The organism is Microbacterium schleiferi (assembly GCF_015565955.1).
Lineage (GTDB): Bacteria > Actinomycetota > Actinomycetes > Actinomycetales > Microbacteriaceae > Microbacterium > Microbacterium schleiferi_A.
This window is the reverse complement of sequence record NZ_CP064760.1, coordinates 1,302,320-1,318,594: the sequence shown is the minus strand read 5'-3', so window position 1 is coordinate 1,318,594 and position 16,275 is coordinate 1,302,320. Positions and strand designations below refer to the sequence as shown.

Sequence of the window (16,275 nt, the reverse complement as noted above, 5' to 3'; positions counted from 1 at the left end):
AACTCGTCCCCCGCGGCGCCGAGAATCGTCTCCTCCTCGGCGGGGTCGCTCTCATGGTGGTGGTGTCGCTTGCCGTCCATCTGAACTCCTACGATCACGAGCAGGGCCACGCCGATCATCATCGAAACGATGAAGATGTCGGCCACGTTGTAGATGGCGGGGCTCATCCAGAACCACATCCACGGCGTGTTGATGAAGTCTACGACGTGCCCCACGGGGAAACCGGGCTCACGGAAGAGGCGGTCGCTGAGGTTTCCCAGGACACCGCCCAGGAGCAGCCCGAGCACGATCGCCCAGAGGCGCGACTGAACGCGTGTGGCGGCAAGCCACACGATCACGCCGGCGACGACGGCCAGGGCGATGGTGAAGATCCAGGTGAAACCCTCGCCGAGCGAGAACGCAGCGCCCGGATTCTTCACCAGATAGAACTGCAGAAACTCTCCCCACACCGGAACGGGCTGCTCCAAGGGCAGGTTCGTGAGGGCGAGGTACTTCGAGAACTGATCGGCGGCCAGCACCAGGATCGCCAGGAGCGCGATCGTGATGCCGGCCGCCGCGTGACGCAGGGGTGGCCGGGACGCCAAGAGCGTCCTCAGTTCGTGATGTTCGCGACAGACGCGCTGTCGGTCGAAGAAGCGTCGAGGTTCTTGAGGTGGCCCTCGATGAAGCCGCGCAGCTGCGAGCGGTAGTCACGCTCGAACTCGCGCAGCTCGCCGATGCGGGCATCCAGTTCGGCCTTCGTTGCTTCCATACGCGCGACCTCGTCGCGACCGCGGGTCTCGGCATCCGAGATGATCGACGCGGCCTGGGCCTGAGCCTCGGCGATGAGCTGGTCGTGGCGAGCCTGGCCTTCGGCGACGTGCTCGTCGTGCAGGCGCTGAGCAAGCTCCAGCAGGCCGGCACTTGCCACCGTGGGAAGGGGCGTGCTGGCGGGAGCAGCAGCGGGCACGGGGGCTGCCTCTTCGGCGGGTGCCTCGGCCGGTGCCTCGGGGCGGCCGGAGCGCCCGACTCGAGTTCGGCGATGCGCGCCTTGAGTTCTTCGTTCTCGGCCAGGGCCTTGCGCCACTCGACCACGACCTCGTCGAGGAAGTCATCGACCTCGTCGGGGTCGAACCCTTCCTTGAACCGGACGTGCTGGAACTGCTTGGTGACGACGTCATCCGGAGTCAGTGGCATTTCTTCCTTCTTTCGTTCGCCCGGCCGCTGGCCGATCGTGCGTTCCGGCACGCGGTAGTGGACGGTTGATACCAGCAAAGCATAGTCGTGGGTGGATTCACCCTGCGAGGGCGCGTGTCACCGACAGCAGGATGAAGCACGAGAGCATCGTGAGCGCGAACGCGAAGTCGATGGCGATGCTCCCGATACGCAGAGGCGGGATGAACCGGCGGAGAAAACGGATCGGAGGGTCCGTTGCCGTGTACACACCTTCCGCCACGACGAGCATTGCGCCGCGGGGACGCCACTCACGATCGAAGACGGGGATCCACTCGAAGATGAGTCGACCCAGCAGCACGAGAATGTAGATCAGGAGTGCCGCGTTGAGGATTCCGGCGACGATCTGGATGACGTTCACGTATCAAGTCTGGGGAAAGGAACCGCCTCCGGATCCGCTTGCGCGACGGCACCCTCTCCTGAGACCGCCACATTCTCGGGGGACAGCAGGAAGACTTTGCTCGTCACGCGCTCAATGCGGCCGTAGAGGCCCAGCGAGAGCCCGCTGGCGAAGTCGATGAGGCGGCGCGCGTCGGCATCGCTCATCTGCGAGAGATTGATGATCACGGGAACCCCCTCGCGGAAGCTCTCGGCGATGACCTGCGCGTCACGGTACTGCTTGGGGTGCACCGTGACGATCTCGTTGAGGGCTCCCACAGCCGGCTGACGAACCACCGCGGGGCGATGAATCGGCGTGACGGGGGCGGCCTTCTCGACGGATGCGCCTCCCGACTTGCGCGTCGGCGCGGGCGCGGGGGTCTCGTCGTAGACCTCTTCCTCATCGGCGAGGCCCAGGTAGACCATTGTCTTCTTCAAGGGGTTCGACATCGCATCCTCCGTTTGCTCGTCTGCTCCGAGGTTAACCGCGCACAGGGCGCGGACCCGTGATTGCCGTGCCGATGCGCAGGTGTGTCGCGCCGGCGTGGATGGCTGCTTCGAAATCGCCGGTCATACCGGCCGAGATCCACGTCGCATCCGGAAAGATCTCGCGCACGGTGCGCGCATGAGACGCGAGCCGTTCGAACGCCTCGGCGGGGCGCTCGTCGAGCGGGGCGACGGCCATGACCCCGCGCACCCGCAATCCTCGGCATCCGGCGGCGTGCTCGGCCAGGGGCCCGAGCCGCTCTGGTGAGACTCCCCCGCGACCGGGATCGTCGGTCAAGTTCACTTGGATGAGGACATCCAGCGGGTCGTCGCTGTCGGCATCCAACGCGTCGGCGAGTTTCTCGCGGTCGAGGGAATGCACGACCGACGCGACGCGGCGTATCGCCCGTGCCTTGTTCGTCTGCAGCTGTCCGACGAAGTGCCAGCGCAGTCCGGGCGCCTCGCTCACCTGGTCGACCTTCTCCAGCACCTCTTGCACGCGGTTCTCGCCGACATCTCGTACGCCGAGGCCGTACAACTCATCGACGAGCGACGCCGGATGGAACTTCGTCACCACAATGCGCGTGATCTCCGCGGGTGAGCGCCCCGCCTCGCGCGCTGCGACGGCGATGCGGTCATCGATGAGAGCCAGGCGGTCAGCGACTGACCCCGCTTCCGCGCTCATCGCCGCTGCCCCGGAGCGCACGCGCGGTGGCGATCCGTTCGCGTCACTTCAGGAAGTCGGGGATATCGAGATCGTCATCACCGAAGGCCGAGTCGAAGGCGGCATCCGAGATCGAGGGAACCGGAGCGAGCTGCTCAGGACGCTGAGACTCCTCGTCGGCGCTCGCGGCGGCCTGCGGCTCGACCGGCTCGCGACGCACCACGGGAACCGCGTCGGCCCGTGTCTGCGGTTCACCGCCGTCGAACCCGGCAGCGATGACGGTGACGCGGACCTCGTCGCCGAGGGTGTCGTCGATGACGGTACCGAAGATGATGTTCGCCTCGGGATGCGCGGCCTCCTTGACCAGCTGCGCAGCGTCGTTGATCTCGAAAATGCCGAGGTTCGAGCCGCCCTGGATCGACAGCAGAACGCCGTGAGCCCCCTCGATGGATGCTTCGAGCAGCGGAGATTCGACGGCAAGCTCGGCGGCCTTGATCGCCCGGTCGGCTCCGCGAGCGGAGCCGATTCCCATGAGTGCTGAGCCCGCGCCCTGCATGACGGACTTCACGTCCGCGAAGTCGAGGTTGATCAGGCCCGGCGTCGTGATGAGGTCGGTGATGCCCTGGACACCGGCAAGAAGCACCTGGTCGGCCGTGGCAAAGGCCTCGATCATCGAGATCCCGCGATCGCTGATCTCGAGGAGCCGGTCGTTGGGAACGACGATGAGGGTGTCGACCTCTTCCTTCAGGCGCGAGACGCCCGTCTCCGCCTGGCTCTGCCGGCGGCGCCCCTCGAACGAGAAGGGCTTGGTCACGACACCGATCGTGAGGGCACCGATCGACTTGGCGATCTTCGCGACGACGGGCGCACCACCGGTGCCGGTGCCACCACCCTCGCCCGCGGTGACGAACACCATGTCGGCGCCGCGGAGGGCCTCTTCGATCTCCTCGGTGTGGTCTTCGGCCGCACGACGGCCCACTTCGGGGTCTGCGCCAGCTCCCAGCCCTCGGGTGAGTTCACGCCCGACGTCGAGCTTCACGTCGGCGTCGCTCATCAGCAGAGCCTGGGCATCCGTATTGACGGCGATGAACTCGACCCCGCGCAGGCCGAGCTCGATCATGCGGTTGACGGCGTTGACGCCTCCGCCGCCGACGCCGACCACCTTGATGACTGCAAGGTAGTTCTGGTTCTGGCTCATGCCGACTCCTGTGCTCGTGTCCTGCAACCTTCAACCTCAACTGGAGGTATAAAGTATTGCTGGGTATACATTTCCTAGACACGAAACTAAGCGTCGATTCCCTCGATTCCGCGCGCTGGAAGGGGCGTGTCGCACATCCCGCGCGCTCGCGTGCGCGTTCGGGCTGAGCACCGTCAGCGCATCACTGAATCACGACAGCCGAGGGCGAGGAGACGTCGTACCGCGACACGGTGTCGGGCGGGCGCACCTGCATCGCTGCGGCCAGCGCGATCGTCTTGTTCGAGGACTCATCGGCGTTGCCCCAGACGATCTGCGTGCCGGTCCCGCCGAGAGTCAGTGTCACGTCATTCGGAGTCGTCGCCGACGCTTCTGTGACCTGGGACATGATCTCGGCGGGCAGCGACCGCAGCACGTGTCCCACGGCGCCAAAGGCTTCCGAGGCCGTTCCACCCGTGACTTGCAGCACAGGTCTCCCGGGGGCAGGTGTCTGTGTGGTCGACAGCGCGACACCGGCAGCATCGACGAGCGTGTACCCCGCGGGCGAGGAAATCACACCGATCGGGGTTCGTTCGACCACCCGGACGACAAGGTCGTGCGGGGGTTGGGCCTCCACCGTATACGACTCGACGAGCGGGAAGCCCACCAGCGCGGCCTTGATGGCGCTCTCGTCCACGAGCGGCAGCGGCGCGCCCAGCTGCGACGACAGGGCGTCGGACACGGCCGCGGCGTCCAGTTGCTGCGCTCCCGCTACCGTGATCGTCTCGACCGCGAACAGCGGGCTGTACGCGGCGCCGACACTTCCGAGCGCAACGAGGACGACGGCGGCGAGGGAACCGAGCCAGACCGCGCGTCGGCGGCGCGCGCGAGCGGTGAACCGGCGTACCTCGGATTTGAGGGCGCGGCGCCTCGCTCTGGCTGCGCGCCAGACTTCCCGCATCCCCACCGCTTCGGCGCCCTCGGCAGGCTGATCCGCCGGCGTCGTGACCGGCTCCCCCGCTGATGAGTCATCCCGCGACACCTCGGAAGGGCCGGATGCCGCATCCGTCACCCGCGCAGCGGGGTCGGAATCCGGCACGATCGGCCAGATCGGTGCGGGCGTGGGGCGGACGGGCAGATCGATCGGCTCCGTTATGGCGCTCTCGAGCGGCCCGGAAACCTGCTCCTCACGCGGGTCGGCGGCCGGCTCCGGTCCGTTTCCGTCGGGCGCAGCACCGCGCCAGCCCCGCTTGCCTGAACGAGCGGGAGCGGGGGCTTCGTCGTCAGCACCCGGCGGAGGGCCGGACGGCGGGAGCGGGGTCGGCCGACGCACCGCTACTCCGCCGGTGCGCCCGATCGGCCGAGCGCAGCAAGCACGTCGGGAATGATGAGGTAGACGTTGCCGCAGCCGAGAGTGATGACGTAGTCCCCCTCCCGCGCGACCGAGGCGGTGTAGGCGGCCGCGGCAGCCCAATCCGGCTCGAAGTGAACGCGATCGGCATCCGTGAACCGGCGCGACACGAGCTCACCGGTCACGCCGGGGATCGGATCTTCGCGGGCACCGTAAACGTCCAAGACGACGGTGTGATCAGCGTGGGTCTCGAGCACCTGCGCGAACTCGGCGGCCATCTGCTGCGTTCGCGAGTAGGTGTGCGGCTGATGCAGCGCGATGATGCGCCCGTCGCCGATCACAGTGCGCGCCGCGGCGAGCGCAGCAGCAACCTCGGTCGGATGATGCGCGTAATCGTCGTAGACACTCACACCACGCTCAGTACCGTGCAGTTCGAAGCGGCGTACGGTGCCGGCGAAGCTCTCGACAGCCTTCACCGCGGCATCGAACTCGTGTCCGAGCGTCAGGAGGACAGCCACCGCTCCCGCCGCGTTGACGGCGTTGTGCTCGCCCGGGATCGCGAGCGCTGCCGAAACCGTCTGGCCGTCGTGCGTGAGTTCGAAAGACACCGGTCCATCGGTACGGATGCCGTGCACGCGCACATCCGCATCCTCCGCCTTCCCGAAGGTCACGACCCGGGGGTGGGTGAGGTGGGGAAGGATGCGACGCGCGCCCTCGTCATCCGATGACAGCACGACGGCCTCACGCGCCTTGTTGGCAAAGCTTGCGAATGCGGCGTCGAAGGCCTCCCGGCTCCCCCAGTGATCCAGGTGGTCGGGGTCGATGTTCGTGATCAGCGCGATCGCGGTGTCATAGAGCAGGAACGTGCCGTCGGACTCGTCGGCTTCGATGACGAACAGATTGTCGGATCCGGTGCCGCTCGACACGCCGAGGTCGGCGATGACTCCCCCGTTGACGAAGCTCGGCTCGGCACCAAGAGCGCGCAGCGCCGTGACGATCATCCCCGTGGAGGTGGTCTTGCCGTGCGCGCCCGCGACCGAGACCAGCGGACGCGGACCGATCAGCCAATACAGTGCCTGCGAGCGATGGATGACAGGAAGTCCCCGCTCCTTCGCCGTGACGAATTCGGGGTTCTCGGGCCAGATCGCCCCCGTGTGGATGACCGTGTCCGCGTCACCGAGGTGTGCGGCATCGTGGCCGACGTGGACGCGTGCTCCGCGGGCGGCGAGGGCTTGGAGCGCTGCGCTGTCGGCGCGGTCCGAGCCCGAGACGCGGATGCCGCGATCCAGGAACATTCCGGCAAGGCCCGACATCCCCGAGCCGCCGATACCGATGAAGTGCGCTGCCTCGATGGTCTCGGGGATCGGGAGGCTGAGGTCGGGTCTGATCATGACCCGACAATCCTAGGTCGGTGCCGCTGCGGAACTCCTTCGGCGCGCGGCCGTTGCCGGCATGGTGCGACGAGATAGGCACGGATGGCTCATGGCCGCCTCGCCGTGGGCTGAGTCAGCCCAGGCCGCAGGTCAACCCAGACTTCGCGTGAGCCACTCCGCGCTCACCTCGTCGATGATCAGGTCCGAGATCAGCCCGGCCGCGAGAGCACCTCTCAGCGCAAGCAGCTTGCTCTTGCCTGAGAGCACACAGATCCGGCGGGGCGTACGCCGCAACACATCGAAGCTCGGGCCCGTGGACCGCGCGTTCAGCGGGATGTCGTTCGTGCTCCCGTCAGCACGAAAGAAGACCGTCGCGATATCCCCCACGACTCCCGACTGGACCAGCCCGTCATAGTCGGACTTGTCGAGGTAGTCCTGGCGATAGACCTTGCTGGGTACCTCTGCGCGCGGGGAACCGATGCCGAAGAGCGCGACATCCAGTTGGGTGTGGAGAGCGAGAATCCGGCTGACACTTCGCTCGCGCCACATGATCTTCTTCGCCTCCGGGTTGTCGAAGAAGGCCGGCACAGGAAAGTGCTGCAGATCCGCGCTGAACGCAGTTCCGAATCTGTGCATGATGTCGTTCGCGAAGTCAACTCCTGTTGCACTCCCGGCACCACTGAGCTGCACGACCTGTGCGCGCACGAGCGGATGGCTGCCAAGGTGCTGGCTGATCGTGTTCGTCGTAGAGCCCCACGCGAGGCCCAAGTTCTGGCCGCTGCTGAAGAACCGGGGCAGAAGCGAGGCTGCCGCAGCACAGACACGGTCATGCGTGTCGATGTCGTTCAGCCCGCGGGGAATGGGGACCACATGCATCGCTACGCCGAAGCGCTGGGCAAGCGCGCGGTGAATCTGCGGATCAAGGTCGCTGGGCGTGTGCACCTGGATTGTGACGATTCCCAACTGCCGTGCACGTTCGATCAACCGCGAGACCGTGGAACGAGATGTGCTCAGATCCCGCGCGATCGCCTCCATTGTCATCTGCTGGACGTAATACAGGTGCGCTACCCGATGGAGTTCCCGCGTCGTTTCGCCTGCCATAAGCCATCCTCTCGACTGCACCGACCACGAGCTGCATCGATGCCCCACTCCTGAGTACTGGACCGGCGCGATGCCCATCCCGAATCTGCACATGTTCTCAGATCCTTTGCGCGGACATGCAGCCATTTGCATAGTGGGTCAGGCCGGATCGGGGGAACTCGTTCCGGGAGAGCGCTACAGGGCTCCAGGCAATCAATGACGATGAGGAGACATCATGAAAGACCATCTTCGCTGGCCGCAGTCGCGAGCGATCACCACGGTTGCGGTGGGCGGCCTCGCCGCTGCGATGCTGTTGAGCGGGTGCGCATCCGGGCCCGGATCGGATGCTTCGGGCGATTCGAGCGAACCGGATGTAACCCTGACCGTGGCGAGCTTCCTGCTTGACGGCACACCGAACGCGGACATGGTCCACTGGTTCCTCGACACCGTCGAGGAAGAGTCTGACGGATCGATCACGTTCGACTACTTCGCCGCCGAATCGCTCTGCCCCAGCTCTGAGATCGTTCAGTGCGTCGTCGATGGTCGCGCCGACATGGGTGTCGTACCGGCGGCGTACACACCAGACAAGTTCCCCCTGCAGAACCTCAGCGCGCTGCCATTCATGACCGACGACAATGCCGCGATGACGCGCGCGTTCTACGAACTCAACAAGGGAAACGAGGAGTTCAACGCCGAAAGCTCAAGGCTGGGACTCACCAATCTCGCGTACTGGCCGGCTGGAGCATCCTTGTTCGGCACCAAGGTACCGCTCGAGAGCACCGAGGACTTCGAAGGCATGCGAGTACGCGCGGTCGGCGATGGCCTGCTTGCAGCGATGGAAGCCGTCGGCGCCTCCCCGATCGCGCTGACCGCGGGGGAAATGTATGAGGGCGTCGAACGAGGTGTCATCGACGGACTGGCCAACAACATGGATGCACCGATCGCGTACAAGCTCACCGAAGTGCTCGATTACTGGACCGACACGGGATACGGGCACTACATCACGATCGGCATGTGGATCTCGCAGGCTGCATACGACCGGATGTCACCCGCTCAGCAGGAGATCTTCGACTCGGCTGTCGAGCGGCTCAACACCGGCGAAGGAATCGCGGCATTCGCAGCCACAGCGGCCACCCAGTGTGACTACATGCTCGATCAGCCGAACGTCGAGTTGACACGCTGGTCCGACGAAGAGATCGACTCCTTCAAGGCGATGACCGGTGACACCGCCGAGCAGATGTGGATCGAGACCGCGAAGTCCGCGGGAATCGAGGATCCGGAGGCCGTTCTCGAGGAGTACCGCGGGTACCTCGATGAGTTCGGCGCGGATGACACCACCCGTGTCGCGCCCCTCGCCGACTGCGCCGAGCGCTTCGCGAACCGCTGATCCGTGACACGGAAGCGCCCCGAGACGAGCTAGCGTGAAACACCTCGAGAAATTCAACGGCCACGCATCGCGAGCCGCCGCGGTCATCGCGGCAACTCTGACGCTGCTTCTTGCGATTTCGATTACGTCCGACGCGGCTGCGCGGCTCCTCACGAACCGCAGCATCCCCGGCATGGTCGAGTTGTCCGAGACATTGCTGGTCGCGATCGTCTTCCTCGCGTTGGGATACGGTGCCTACACCGGATCCCATATATCGCTCACACTCGTTACCGGGGCGCTTCCGACACGCGCCGCCGCCGCCGTGCGCGCGGTAGCCGATCTTGTGGTGATCGTCCTGCTGGTGTGGATGCTGTGGGCCACGGGATCCCGTGCGATCGACTCGTTCCTCACCGGTGAGTTCAAGTTCGGACTGGCCCAGTGGCCATTGTGGCCTGCGCGCACGTCGATCGTCATAGGCATCGCACTCACCAGCTGCGTGTATGTCGCATCGACGTGGGAGAACACGCAGATCGCACGCGGCGTGCGCCGCGCGACCCCGACTGGACCGGAGACGCGGGAGATTGTGCCGGAAACACTGGAGACGCTGGAGGGGGGAAACCGATGATGATCGACACGCCCCTGATCATTGGCATCGTCTTCGCGGCGCTACTGCTGCTTCTCGTGATGGAGGTCCCCGTTGCCTTCGCGCTCGGTGGCTCCGGCGCGCTCGGGCTGGTCCTCCTCCACTCGTTCGGCTACGCGACGAATGTCCTCGGCAGCGTACCGTTCACCGCATCCGCTTCGTTCGCGCTCACGATGATCCCAATGTTCATCTTGATGGGAACACTCGCGGTAAAGGCAGGAATCGCAGAACAGGTGTTCGCCATCGCCCACCGCGCGTTCCTGAAGATCCCCGGCGGTCTCGGCTGCGCCACGGTCATGGCATGTGCTGGATTCGCAGCGGTGTCGGGTTCGAGCGTCGCAACCGCAGCGACGATGTCGAAAATGGCTGTCGGAGAAATGCGCAAGTACGGCTACCCGCCGCATTTCGCCGCCGGCATCGTCGCCGTCGCGGGAACGCTCGGCGTGATGATCCCCCCGAGTATCCTGCTCGTGCTCTACGCCGTACTCGCGGGCGAGTCGCCCGCCCAGCTGCTCGCTGCCGGCATCATCCCCGGTCTCTTGTCGGCGGCTGCCTACATCCTCTACATCATGTCTGTCGCGCGCCGCGTGATCAGGCCCGCAACGGAGGACCTTGCCTCCGCAACAGCTGCCGCCGCCATCGACGCACGCACACTGGGAGGTTCGGCAAAACAGGATCGAGCCTCCGCCACGGCAGTCCTTGCGGAGGAACGTCCGGCATCTCTTCGCTCGTTGCCGTGGCGCGGACTCGTCAACGTCGGCATCCTGTTCCTCATCGTCATGGGCGGGCTCTACTCCGGCATCGTCACACCGACAGAGTCCGCCGCGCTCGGCGCGCTGGCGGCCCTCGCCATGATGGCGATCGAACTGCGCAGAAGCGGGATGCGCTCGCTCTGGCAGAACCTGACGTCAGCGCTGCGGGAAGCGGCGACGTCGACGACCAGTGTGTTCGCGATCGTCATCGGGTCGACGGTCCTATCGACGTTCTTCGTCGCCTCGCGCGTGCCGCAGGACCTCGCAGCGTGGGTTGCCTCCCTCGACGTTCCGGCTTGGCTGATCGTGGTGATCTTGCTCGCAGCGCTCATCCCCATGGGAATGGCGCTGGAGTCGATCTCGATACTCGTCCTCATCGTGCCGTTGGTCCACCCAATCGTCACGGGTCTCGGCTTCAATGGCGTGTGGTTCGCCATCCTCGTCGTGAAGCTCATCGAGATCGGACTCGTCACCCCTCCGGTGGGCGTCGTGTGCTTCGTCGTCTCGGGGACGACCGGCCTACCACCGCAGACCGTGTTTCGTGGGATCGGTCCGCTGGTCCTGGTCGAACTGTTCGTCGTTGTGGTCCTGTTCCTCTTCCCCGATCTCGTTCTCTTCCTCCCCTCCCTCGTCGCGCAGTAAGCGACCCCACCAGAACCTTGGAGAATCATGTCCGCAACAGGTCCCGACGTTTCGTTCGACTTCACCGGTCGAACCGTTATTCACACCGGTTCGGCTCAGGGCATCGGACGCGCAACGGTGGAGCACTTCCTCTCTTCCGGAGCCCGAGTGATCGCGATCGACTTGGACCCCACTCCTCTCGGCGAGCTGCAGAGCGCAAGCGACGGTCGGTTGATCCTCGTCGGCGGCAACGTGAGTGACCCGAGTACGGCGGACCGTGCTGTCGCAGCGAGTGACGGTCGGATCGACGTTCTCATCAACAACGCCGGAGTCCTGCGAGACCGCGTGCACTGGAAGATCAGCGACGAGGACTGGACCACGGTGCTGGATGTCCACCTTCGCGGCTCATTCAATCTCATCCGCGCGTGTACCCCTCACATGCGGGCGGCGGGGTACGGCCGCATCGTCAACACCACGTCCTATGCCGGCATCCGCGGCAACTTCGGCCAAGCGAACTACTCGGCAGCGAAGGCCGGGATCATCGGAATGACGAAGGCTATCGCGAAAGAGCTCGCTTCGTTTGGAGTGACGGTCAACGCGATCAGCCCGAATGCGCACACGGCGATGATCGAGTCGATTCCGTTCGAACGCCGCGAGGAGATCCGCAAAGACGTGCCCATGCAGCGCTTCGCCACCACCACTGAAGTCGTACCGGCCATCGCGTTCCTCGCTTCGGCCGAGGCCGGCTACATCACGGGCACGGTCCTGCCCGTCGATGGCGGCATCGCGATCTGACCACCCACTCCCTTTCCAACAACCCATAGAAGGAGCACGAAGACATGGAACTCACCCTCGCCCAGGTGCGCGAAGCCGTCGACCTCGACCTCGGAGTCACCGACTGGTTCACCGTCGAGCAATCACTCATCACGAAGTTCAGCGAGATCACGACAGACGATCAATGGATCCACGTAGACGAGGAACGCGCCGCGAAGGGCCCGTTCGGTACCACCATCGCCCACGGATACCTCATCAGCGCGCTGATCGCACAGTTCATGGAGGAGCTGCTGGTGATCACCGACCGTGAACTCACTGTCAACTACGGCATCGACGCCCTCCGGTTCACGGGCCCGGTTCCCACGGGAAGCCGTATCCGTTGCCGCATGCGAATCGCAGACTCAAAGATGAAGAACGATGCGATCGTTTGCGCGCTCGATGTCCGCATCGAACGCGAAGGCGTAGAGAAGCCCGTGCTCGTGGGCAAGGTACTCTTCCGATTCAGCTGAACCGAGACCGAAATGAACACAGAAGGAGGGGAGGACGAATGCCGGACCCAGCCGCACCAAGACCGATACCCGCGGTTCTGGATGACTCGCTCATCCTGCCGAACCTGCTGAGGACCCGTGCTGCGCGCACCCCTCATCACGTCTTCTCACGCGATGTGAATGGAGACGAACGCGACTACGCGACGATGCTTGAGAACACACTTGCCTACGCGTCCTACTTCCAGGAACAAGGCGTCGAGCGGGATGAGATCGTCGCGACCTTCCTGCCGGCATCCCACGCCGCCCTGGAGATCTGGATGGGGATCACCTGGGCAGGCGGTATCGAGGCTGCACTGAATCGCGCATACCGTCATCAGCTGCTCGCGGATGTCCTCAACGACACCACGGCACGGGTGGTCGTGACGACACAGGACTTCCTCCCGACGCTGGCTGAGGTATCCGGCAACCTGGAACACATCCAACGAATCATCCTCATTGATGCGCACGAACAGGTGCGCTCTCCGGTTGAGGGTTGGGTCTGCGTCCCCGCGGCCGATGCCCATCACCACCCGCACGATGAGGACGCACTCGTCAGACCGTCCTTGGAGTCGACGGCCTGCATTCTCTACACCTCGGGCACGACCGGGCCGTCGAAAGGCGTGGTCATGCCCTGGGCTCAGCTTCTCGAGACCGGGCGAACGATCGTGCCTACGGAGCACATGGACGAGACCGACGTGTTCTACTCGCCCTACGCCCCCTGTCACATCACAGGGAAGGCGTACTTCTACAGCATGATGTTGCTGGGTGGCGGCTACGTCTTGCGGCCACAGTTCAAGACGAGCGAGTTCTGGTCAGACATCCGTCGCTTCGGAGCGACGTCGACCCTGCTGCAGGGCGCAATGGCCCACTTCTTATGGAACGCTCCGGAGACAGAAGATGATGCGATCACCTCGCTGAGCAAGGTGATCATCGCACCCGTGATCGCCGAGGTCGAGGCGTTCGAGGAGCGCTTCGGGGTGGCAGTCGGCACGGTCTACAACATGACCGAACTCAGCTGCCCTCTCATGTCCGACGGGTGGGTAAATGACGGGCGAGGAAGCTGCGGCACTCCACGTCCCGGGGTGACAGCACGGCTTGTCGATGAGTTCGACCGCGAAGTCTCCGCGGGAGATGTCGGCGAGTTGGTCGTGCGGCATGACGACCCGTGGACAATGACCACCGGCTATCTCGGCCGGGCCGAGGCAACCGTCACCGCCACCCGGAATCAATGGTTCCACACTGGCGACACGTTCTATCAGGATGCGGAAGGACGGTACTTCTTCGTCGACCGCAAGAAGGATTCGATCCGACGTCGGGGCGAGAACATCTCATCTGCGGAGATCGAGCGAGAGGTTCGCCAGTATCCGGGAGTGCGCGAAGTGGCCGCGATCGCCGCTCCGTCCGAATTCGGTGAGGACGAGGTCCGACTGATCGTGGTGCCCGAGGGAGCAGACGTGGTACACCCAGAACAGCTGTTCGACTTCCTCAAGTCCAGGCTGGCGGGGTACATGTTGCCCTATTACATCGACCTTGTGGAGACGATCCCTAAGACCGAAACGCAGAAGGTGCAGAAGAACCTTCTGCGGGGACTCCCCATCTCAGACTCGACCTGGCGCCGACCGGCGAGGTTGCCGCAGCAATGAAGACCGCGACAGCGGCCGAAATCTGGCAGCAGTATCCTCAGCGTCTCCTCGAAGCGGCGCAGCAAACCGGAGTCGACGAGTCAGTCACCGTGGCCGTGGAGAGCCTCGCCGGAAAAGTTGCGGTCGTCGCCAGACTCCACTTCGGTTTCCTGGGGGATCAATGGGGCGCACGCACGGCCGCCGGATCGCGGAGGGCATCGACCTCGCGATAGCGCGGGGCGTACCCTTCGTCGCCCAGATTGCCTCCGGTGGTGCCCGCACGCAAGAGGGCTATGAGGCGCTCTACCAGATGGGCCAGACGATCTCTGCGATGAACCGCGCGCGCGCCGCAGGCATCCCCTCGATCTCCTGGCTCTGCCACCCGACTATGGGCGGCGTCCATGCGTCCTATGCCGCAGCTGCGGATCTCATCCTGGCCGAACACGGCGCGGCCGTCGGATTCGCTGGGCCGCGCGTTGTCTCGGCTCTGACAGGCGAACATGTCGACGAGACCAGCCACACGGCCGACGTATATGCCGCCGCAGGCTTGATCGACGCGCTCGCACCTGATCGAGCCTCCGCACAGCACATGGTCGCTGAGTGGGTGTGGGCAGTGCACCCTCAGCAATGGGAGCCGAACACGGTGGCGCCCCCGACGGAATCGACGGTCGCACTCACGGGATGGGAGGCGGTACAGCGAGCTCGCGCCCCTCGAGCGTCTGCCCGCCAGATCCTCCACGCTCTCTCACCGAGGTTCGTCGAGTTGCGCGGTGATCGTGCAGGTCACGATGACCGTTGCATGCTCGCGGCAATCGCGCGGGTGGATGATCAACGCGTCCTCGTAATCGGAACTGATCGTCACTCGCCGGGCGCGGCTGGTCGCAGAGGATCCCCCACGGCGAGCGGCTACCGGAAGGCGGTCCGGGCGATCCGCATCGCCTCCCGCTGGCGGATTCCGATTGTCACGCTGATCGATACGGCGGGTGCCGACCCGACGCCCGCTTCGGACCGCGCAGGGCTCACCGCCGCCATAGCCGAGACCATCGCCACCCTGCAGGCATGCGACGTGCCCACACTGGGAATCGTGACAGGCGAGGGCGGATCCGGCGGCGCATACGCTCTCGCAACGACCGATCGCCTACTCATGCAGGATGATGCCGTGTTCGAAGTGATTGCACCGGAGGGTGCCGCATCCATCCTCCTGCGTGATCCCGCACAGGCACCTCAAGTTTCCGAGCTGATGGGTCTCGGAGCTGCGGAGCTGCGAGCGAGGGGGCATTCGCACGGCACACTCCCCGGGCCCACCACCCACGGGGAGAAAGCCGCCCACGACTCGCTGCGTCGCGCCATCGCGCACCACCTCTTTCATCGCCCTCGGCGGGAGGAGAAAAGATGAGCCCGCTCCCCGACGTGACGACAGCGCTCGATCCCTGCGGAATCACCTGGGCGACACGAGGCCGCCGCCTCAACTACGCGGTCGCAGGCACTGGTGACAGCGGTACGGTTCTCCTGATATCGGGCCTGGGTATGCAGCGTACGGAGTGGACGCCTCAATTCGTTGCGGCGTTGCTGCGACGGGGATATCGCGTCCTGCTTGCGGACAACCCGGGATGCGGCCGGAGCGTGTCGTCTCGTCGTCCCTTGACTCTACCGGCCATGGCAGACGACCTCATCGACCTCGTTCATCACCTCTCTGTTGCACCGGTGCACCTTGTCGGGATATCCATGGGTGGCATGATTGCCCAGCATCTCGCGCTGCGTGCACCCGAGCTCTGCGGGTCCCTCACCTCCTTGATGTCAACCACCGGGCGCCGAGGAGTGGGGCGCCCCGCGCAACAGGCAAAGTGGATCTTTAGCGCGCCGGTACCCACGGATACGGAAGAGGAGTACGTCGAATACGCCGTTCGACATCACGAGGCGATAGCGGGCGAGCGCTACCTCGACATACCGCTCGCCCGCACCACCGCCTCGCTTGCCTACGAGCGCGGCGTCAGGCCCGACGGGACGGCAGCCCAATTGGCGGCGATCAGGGTCGACGGCGACCGGACAGACCGACTACAAGACATGACCGTGCCCACACTCGTCCTCCATGGCGACAGTGACCCCATGATCGACCTGTCGGGGGGCGGGATACCGCCAGCGCCATCCCGGCCGCGACCCTGCACATCATGGAGGGACTCGGACACACCATCCCGAGCGCCGAGGCGGACAACATCGCTCGACTCATCGACGCGCACATCGGCAGGACTGTG

14 protein-coding genes and 3 pseudogenes are annotated in these 16,275 nt (G+C 65.1%); 8 read left to right on the top strand and 9 right to left on the bottom strand.

The features are described from left to right. Nucleotides 1-14: 14 nt before the first annotated feature. The 9 genes and pseudogenes from lspA to IT882_RS06220 form a co-directional block, all read right to left on the bottom strand. Nucleotides 15-584 (bottom strand): annotated as a pseudogene (gene lspA, locus IT882_RS06260) (signal peptidase II); the annotation flags it as partial. Nucleotides 585-592: 8 nt separating this feature from the next. Then, nucleotides 593-1,176, bottom strand: a pseudogene (locus tag IT882_RS06255) (DivIVA domain-containing protein). Between the two features lie 97 nt (nucleotides 1,177-1,273). Continuing rightward, nucleotides 1,274-1,573: a YggT family protein gene (locus IT882_RS06250; RefSeq protein ID WP_195693615.1), complete on the bottom strand. Its 300-nt coding sequence runs from the start codon at nucleotides 1,571-1,573 to the stop codon at nucleotides 1,274-1,276. Continuing rightward, nucleotides 1,570-2,040 carry a cell division protein SepF gene (locus tag IT882_RS06245; RefSeq protein ID WP_195693614.1) on the bottom strand — a complete coding sequence of 157 codons (471 nt, stop codon included), beginning with the start codon at nucleotides 2,038-2,040 and terminating at the stop codon, nucleotides 1,570-1,572. Before IT882_RS06245 ends, IT882_RS06250 begins: the two co-directional genes overlap by 4 nt. A gap of 31 nt (nucleotides 2,041-2,071) precedes the next feature. Further along, entirely contained in the window at nucleotides 2,072-2,761 is a 690-nt protein-coding gene (locus IT882_RS06240) for a YggS family pyridoxal phosphate-dependent enzyme (protein ID WP_195693613.1), read from the bottom strand. A 43-nt stretch (nucleotides 2,762-2,804) separates the two neighbouring features. Next, nucleotides 2,805-3,938 (bottom strand): cell division protein FtsZ, encoded by a 1,134-nt coding sequence (gene ftsZ / locus IT882_RS06235; protein WP_195693612.1) that lies wholly within the window; start codon nucleotides 3,936-3,938, stop codon nucleotides 2,805-2,807. 181 nt (nucleotides 3,939-4,119) lie between these two features. Then, a complete protein-coding gene (locus IT882_RS06230) occupies nucleotides 4,120-5,247 on the bottom strand; it encodes an FtsQ-type POTRA domain-containing protein (RefSeq protein ID WP_195693611.1) in 1,128 nt (375 codons plus the stop codon). A gap of 2 nt (nucleotides 5,248-5,249) precedes the next feature. Beyond that, nucleotides 5,250-6,656 (bottom strand): UDP-N-acetylmuramate--L-alanine ligase, encoded by a 1,407-nt coding sequence (gene murC, locus IT882_RS06225; RefSeq protein WP_195693610.1) that lies wholly within the window; start codon nucleotides 6,654-6,656, stop codon nucleotides 5,250-5,252. Between the two features lie 132 nt (nucleotides 6,657-6,788). Continuing rightward, nucleotides 6,789-7,739 carry a sugar-binding transcriptional regulator gene (locus IT882_RS06220; RefSeq protein ID WP_195693609.1) on the bottom strand — a complete coding sequence of 317 codons (951 nt, stop codon included), beginning with the start codon at nucleotides 7,737-7,739 and terminating at the stop codon, nucleotides 6,789-6,791. Nucleotides 7,740-7,953: 214 nt separating this feature from the next. On the opposite strand from IT882_RS06220, the gene IT882_RS06215 reads away from it, so the two are divergent. The 8 genes and pseudogenes from IT882_RS06215 to IT882_RS17295 form a co-directional block, all read left to right on the top strand. After that, nucleotides 7,954-9,105, top strand: a complete 1,152-nt coding sequence (locus IT882_RS06215; protein ID WP_195693608.1) for a TRAP transporter substrate-binding protein — start codon at nucleotides 7,954-7,956, stop codon at nucleotides 9,103-9,105. A 34-nt stretch (nucleotides 9,106-9,139) separates the two neighbouring features. Then, nucleotides 9,140-9,709 carry a TRAP transporter small permease gene (locus tag IT882_RS06210; protein ID WP_195693607.1) on the top strand — a complete coding sequence of 190 codons (570 nt, stop codon included), beginning with the start codon at nucleotides 9,140-9,142 and terminating at the stop codon, nucleotides 9,707-9,709. Next, entirely contained in the window at nucleotides 9,706-11,121 is a 1,416-nt protein-coding gene (locus tag IT882_RS06205) for a TRAP transporter large permease (RefSeq protein ID WP_229382342.1), read from the top strand. The genes IT882_RS06210 and IT882_RS06205 overlap by 4 nt, the downstream gene beginning before the upstream one ends. Before the next feature lie 27 nt (nucleotides 11,122-11,148). After that, nucleotides 11,149-11,895 carry an SDR family oxidoreductase gene (locus IT882_RS06200; protein WP_195693606.1) on the top strand — a complete coding sequence of 249 codons (747 nt, stop codon included), beginning with the start codon at nucleotides 11,149-11,151 and terminating at the stop codon, nucleotides 11,893-11,895. 44 nt (nucleotides 11,896-11,939) lie between these two features. Continuing rightward, on the top strand, nucleotides 11,940-12,383 hold the full coding sequence (locus tag IT882_RS06195) for a MaoC family dehydratase (protein ID WP_195693605.1): 444 nt from the start codon (nucleotides 11,940-11,942) through the stop codon (nucleotides 12,381-12,383). A 38-nt stretch (nucleotides 12,384-12,421) separates the two neighbouring features. Further along, the gene (locus tag IT882_RS06190) at nucleotides 12,422-14,044 is read left to right on the top strand and encodes an AMP-binding protein (RefSeq protein WP_195693604.1); all 1,623 of its coding nucleotides are present in this window, start codon (nucleotides 12,422-12,424) and stop codon (nucleotides 14,042-14,044) included. Between the two features lie 160 nt (nucleotides 14,045-14,204). Next, nucleotides 14,205-15,419, top strand: coding sequence for a carboxyl transferase domain-containing protein (locus tag IT882_RS06185; RefSeq protein ID WP_195693603.1), 1,215 nt, complete (start codon nucleotides 14,205-14,207; stop codon nucleotides 15,417-15,419). Next, nucleotides 15,416-16,132 (top strand): annotated as a pseudogene (locus IT882_RS17295) (alpha/beta fold hydrolase); the annotation flags it as partial. The gene IT882_RS06185 and the pseudogene IT882_RS17295, both read left to right, overlap by 4 nt. Nucleotides 16,133-16,275 lie beyond the last annotated feature (143 nt).

Coding starts and splice junctions, on each gene's coding strand:
- murC (WP_195693610.1), bottom strand. CDS start 6,656: ATGATCAGACCCGACCTCAGCCTCCCGATCCCCGAGACCATCGAGGCA.
- IT882_RS06215 (WP_195693608.1), top strand. CDS start 7,954: ATGAAAGACCATCTTCGCTGGCCGCAGTCGCGAGCGATCACCACGGTT.
- ftsZ (WP_195693612.1), bottom strand. CDS start 3,938: ATGAGCCAGAACCAGAACTACCTTGCAGTCATCAAGGTGGTCGGCGTC.
- IT882_RS06205 (WP_229382342.1), top strand. CDS start 9,706: ATGATGATCGACACGCCCCTGATCATTGGCATCGTCTTCGCGGCGCTA.
- IT882_RS06245 (WP_195693614.1), bottom strand. CDS start 2,040: ATGTCGAACCCCTTGAAGAAGACAATGGTCTACCTGGGCCTCGCCGAT.
- IT882_RS06240 (WP_195693613.1), bottom strand. CDS start 2,761: ATGAGCGCGGAAGCGGGGTCAGTCGCTGACCGCCTGGCTCTCATCGAT.
- IT882_RS06195 (WP_195693605.1), top strand. CDS start 11,940: ATGGAACTCACCCTCGCCCAGGTGCGCGAAGCCGTCGACCTCGACCTC.
- IT882_RS06190 (WP_195693604.1), top strand. CDS start 12,422: ATGCCGGACCCAGCCGCACCAAGACCGATACCCGCGGTTCTGGATGAC.
- IT882_RS06220 (WP_195693609.1), bottom strand. CDS start 7,739: ATGGCAGGCGAAACGACGCGGGAACTCCATCGGGTAGCGCACCTGTAT.
- IT882_RS06200 (WP_195693606.1), top strand. CDS start 11,149: ATGTCCGCAACAGGTCCCGACGTTTCGTTCGACTTCACCGGTCGAACC.
- IT882_RS06185 (WP_195693603.1), top strand. CDS start 14,205: ATGGGGCGCACGCACGGCCGCCGGATCGCGGAGGGCATCGACCTCGCG.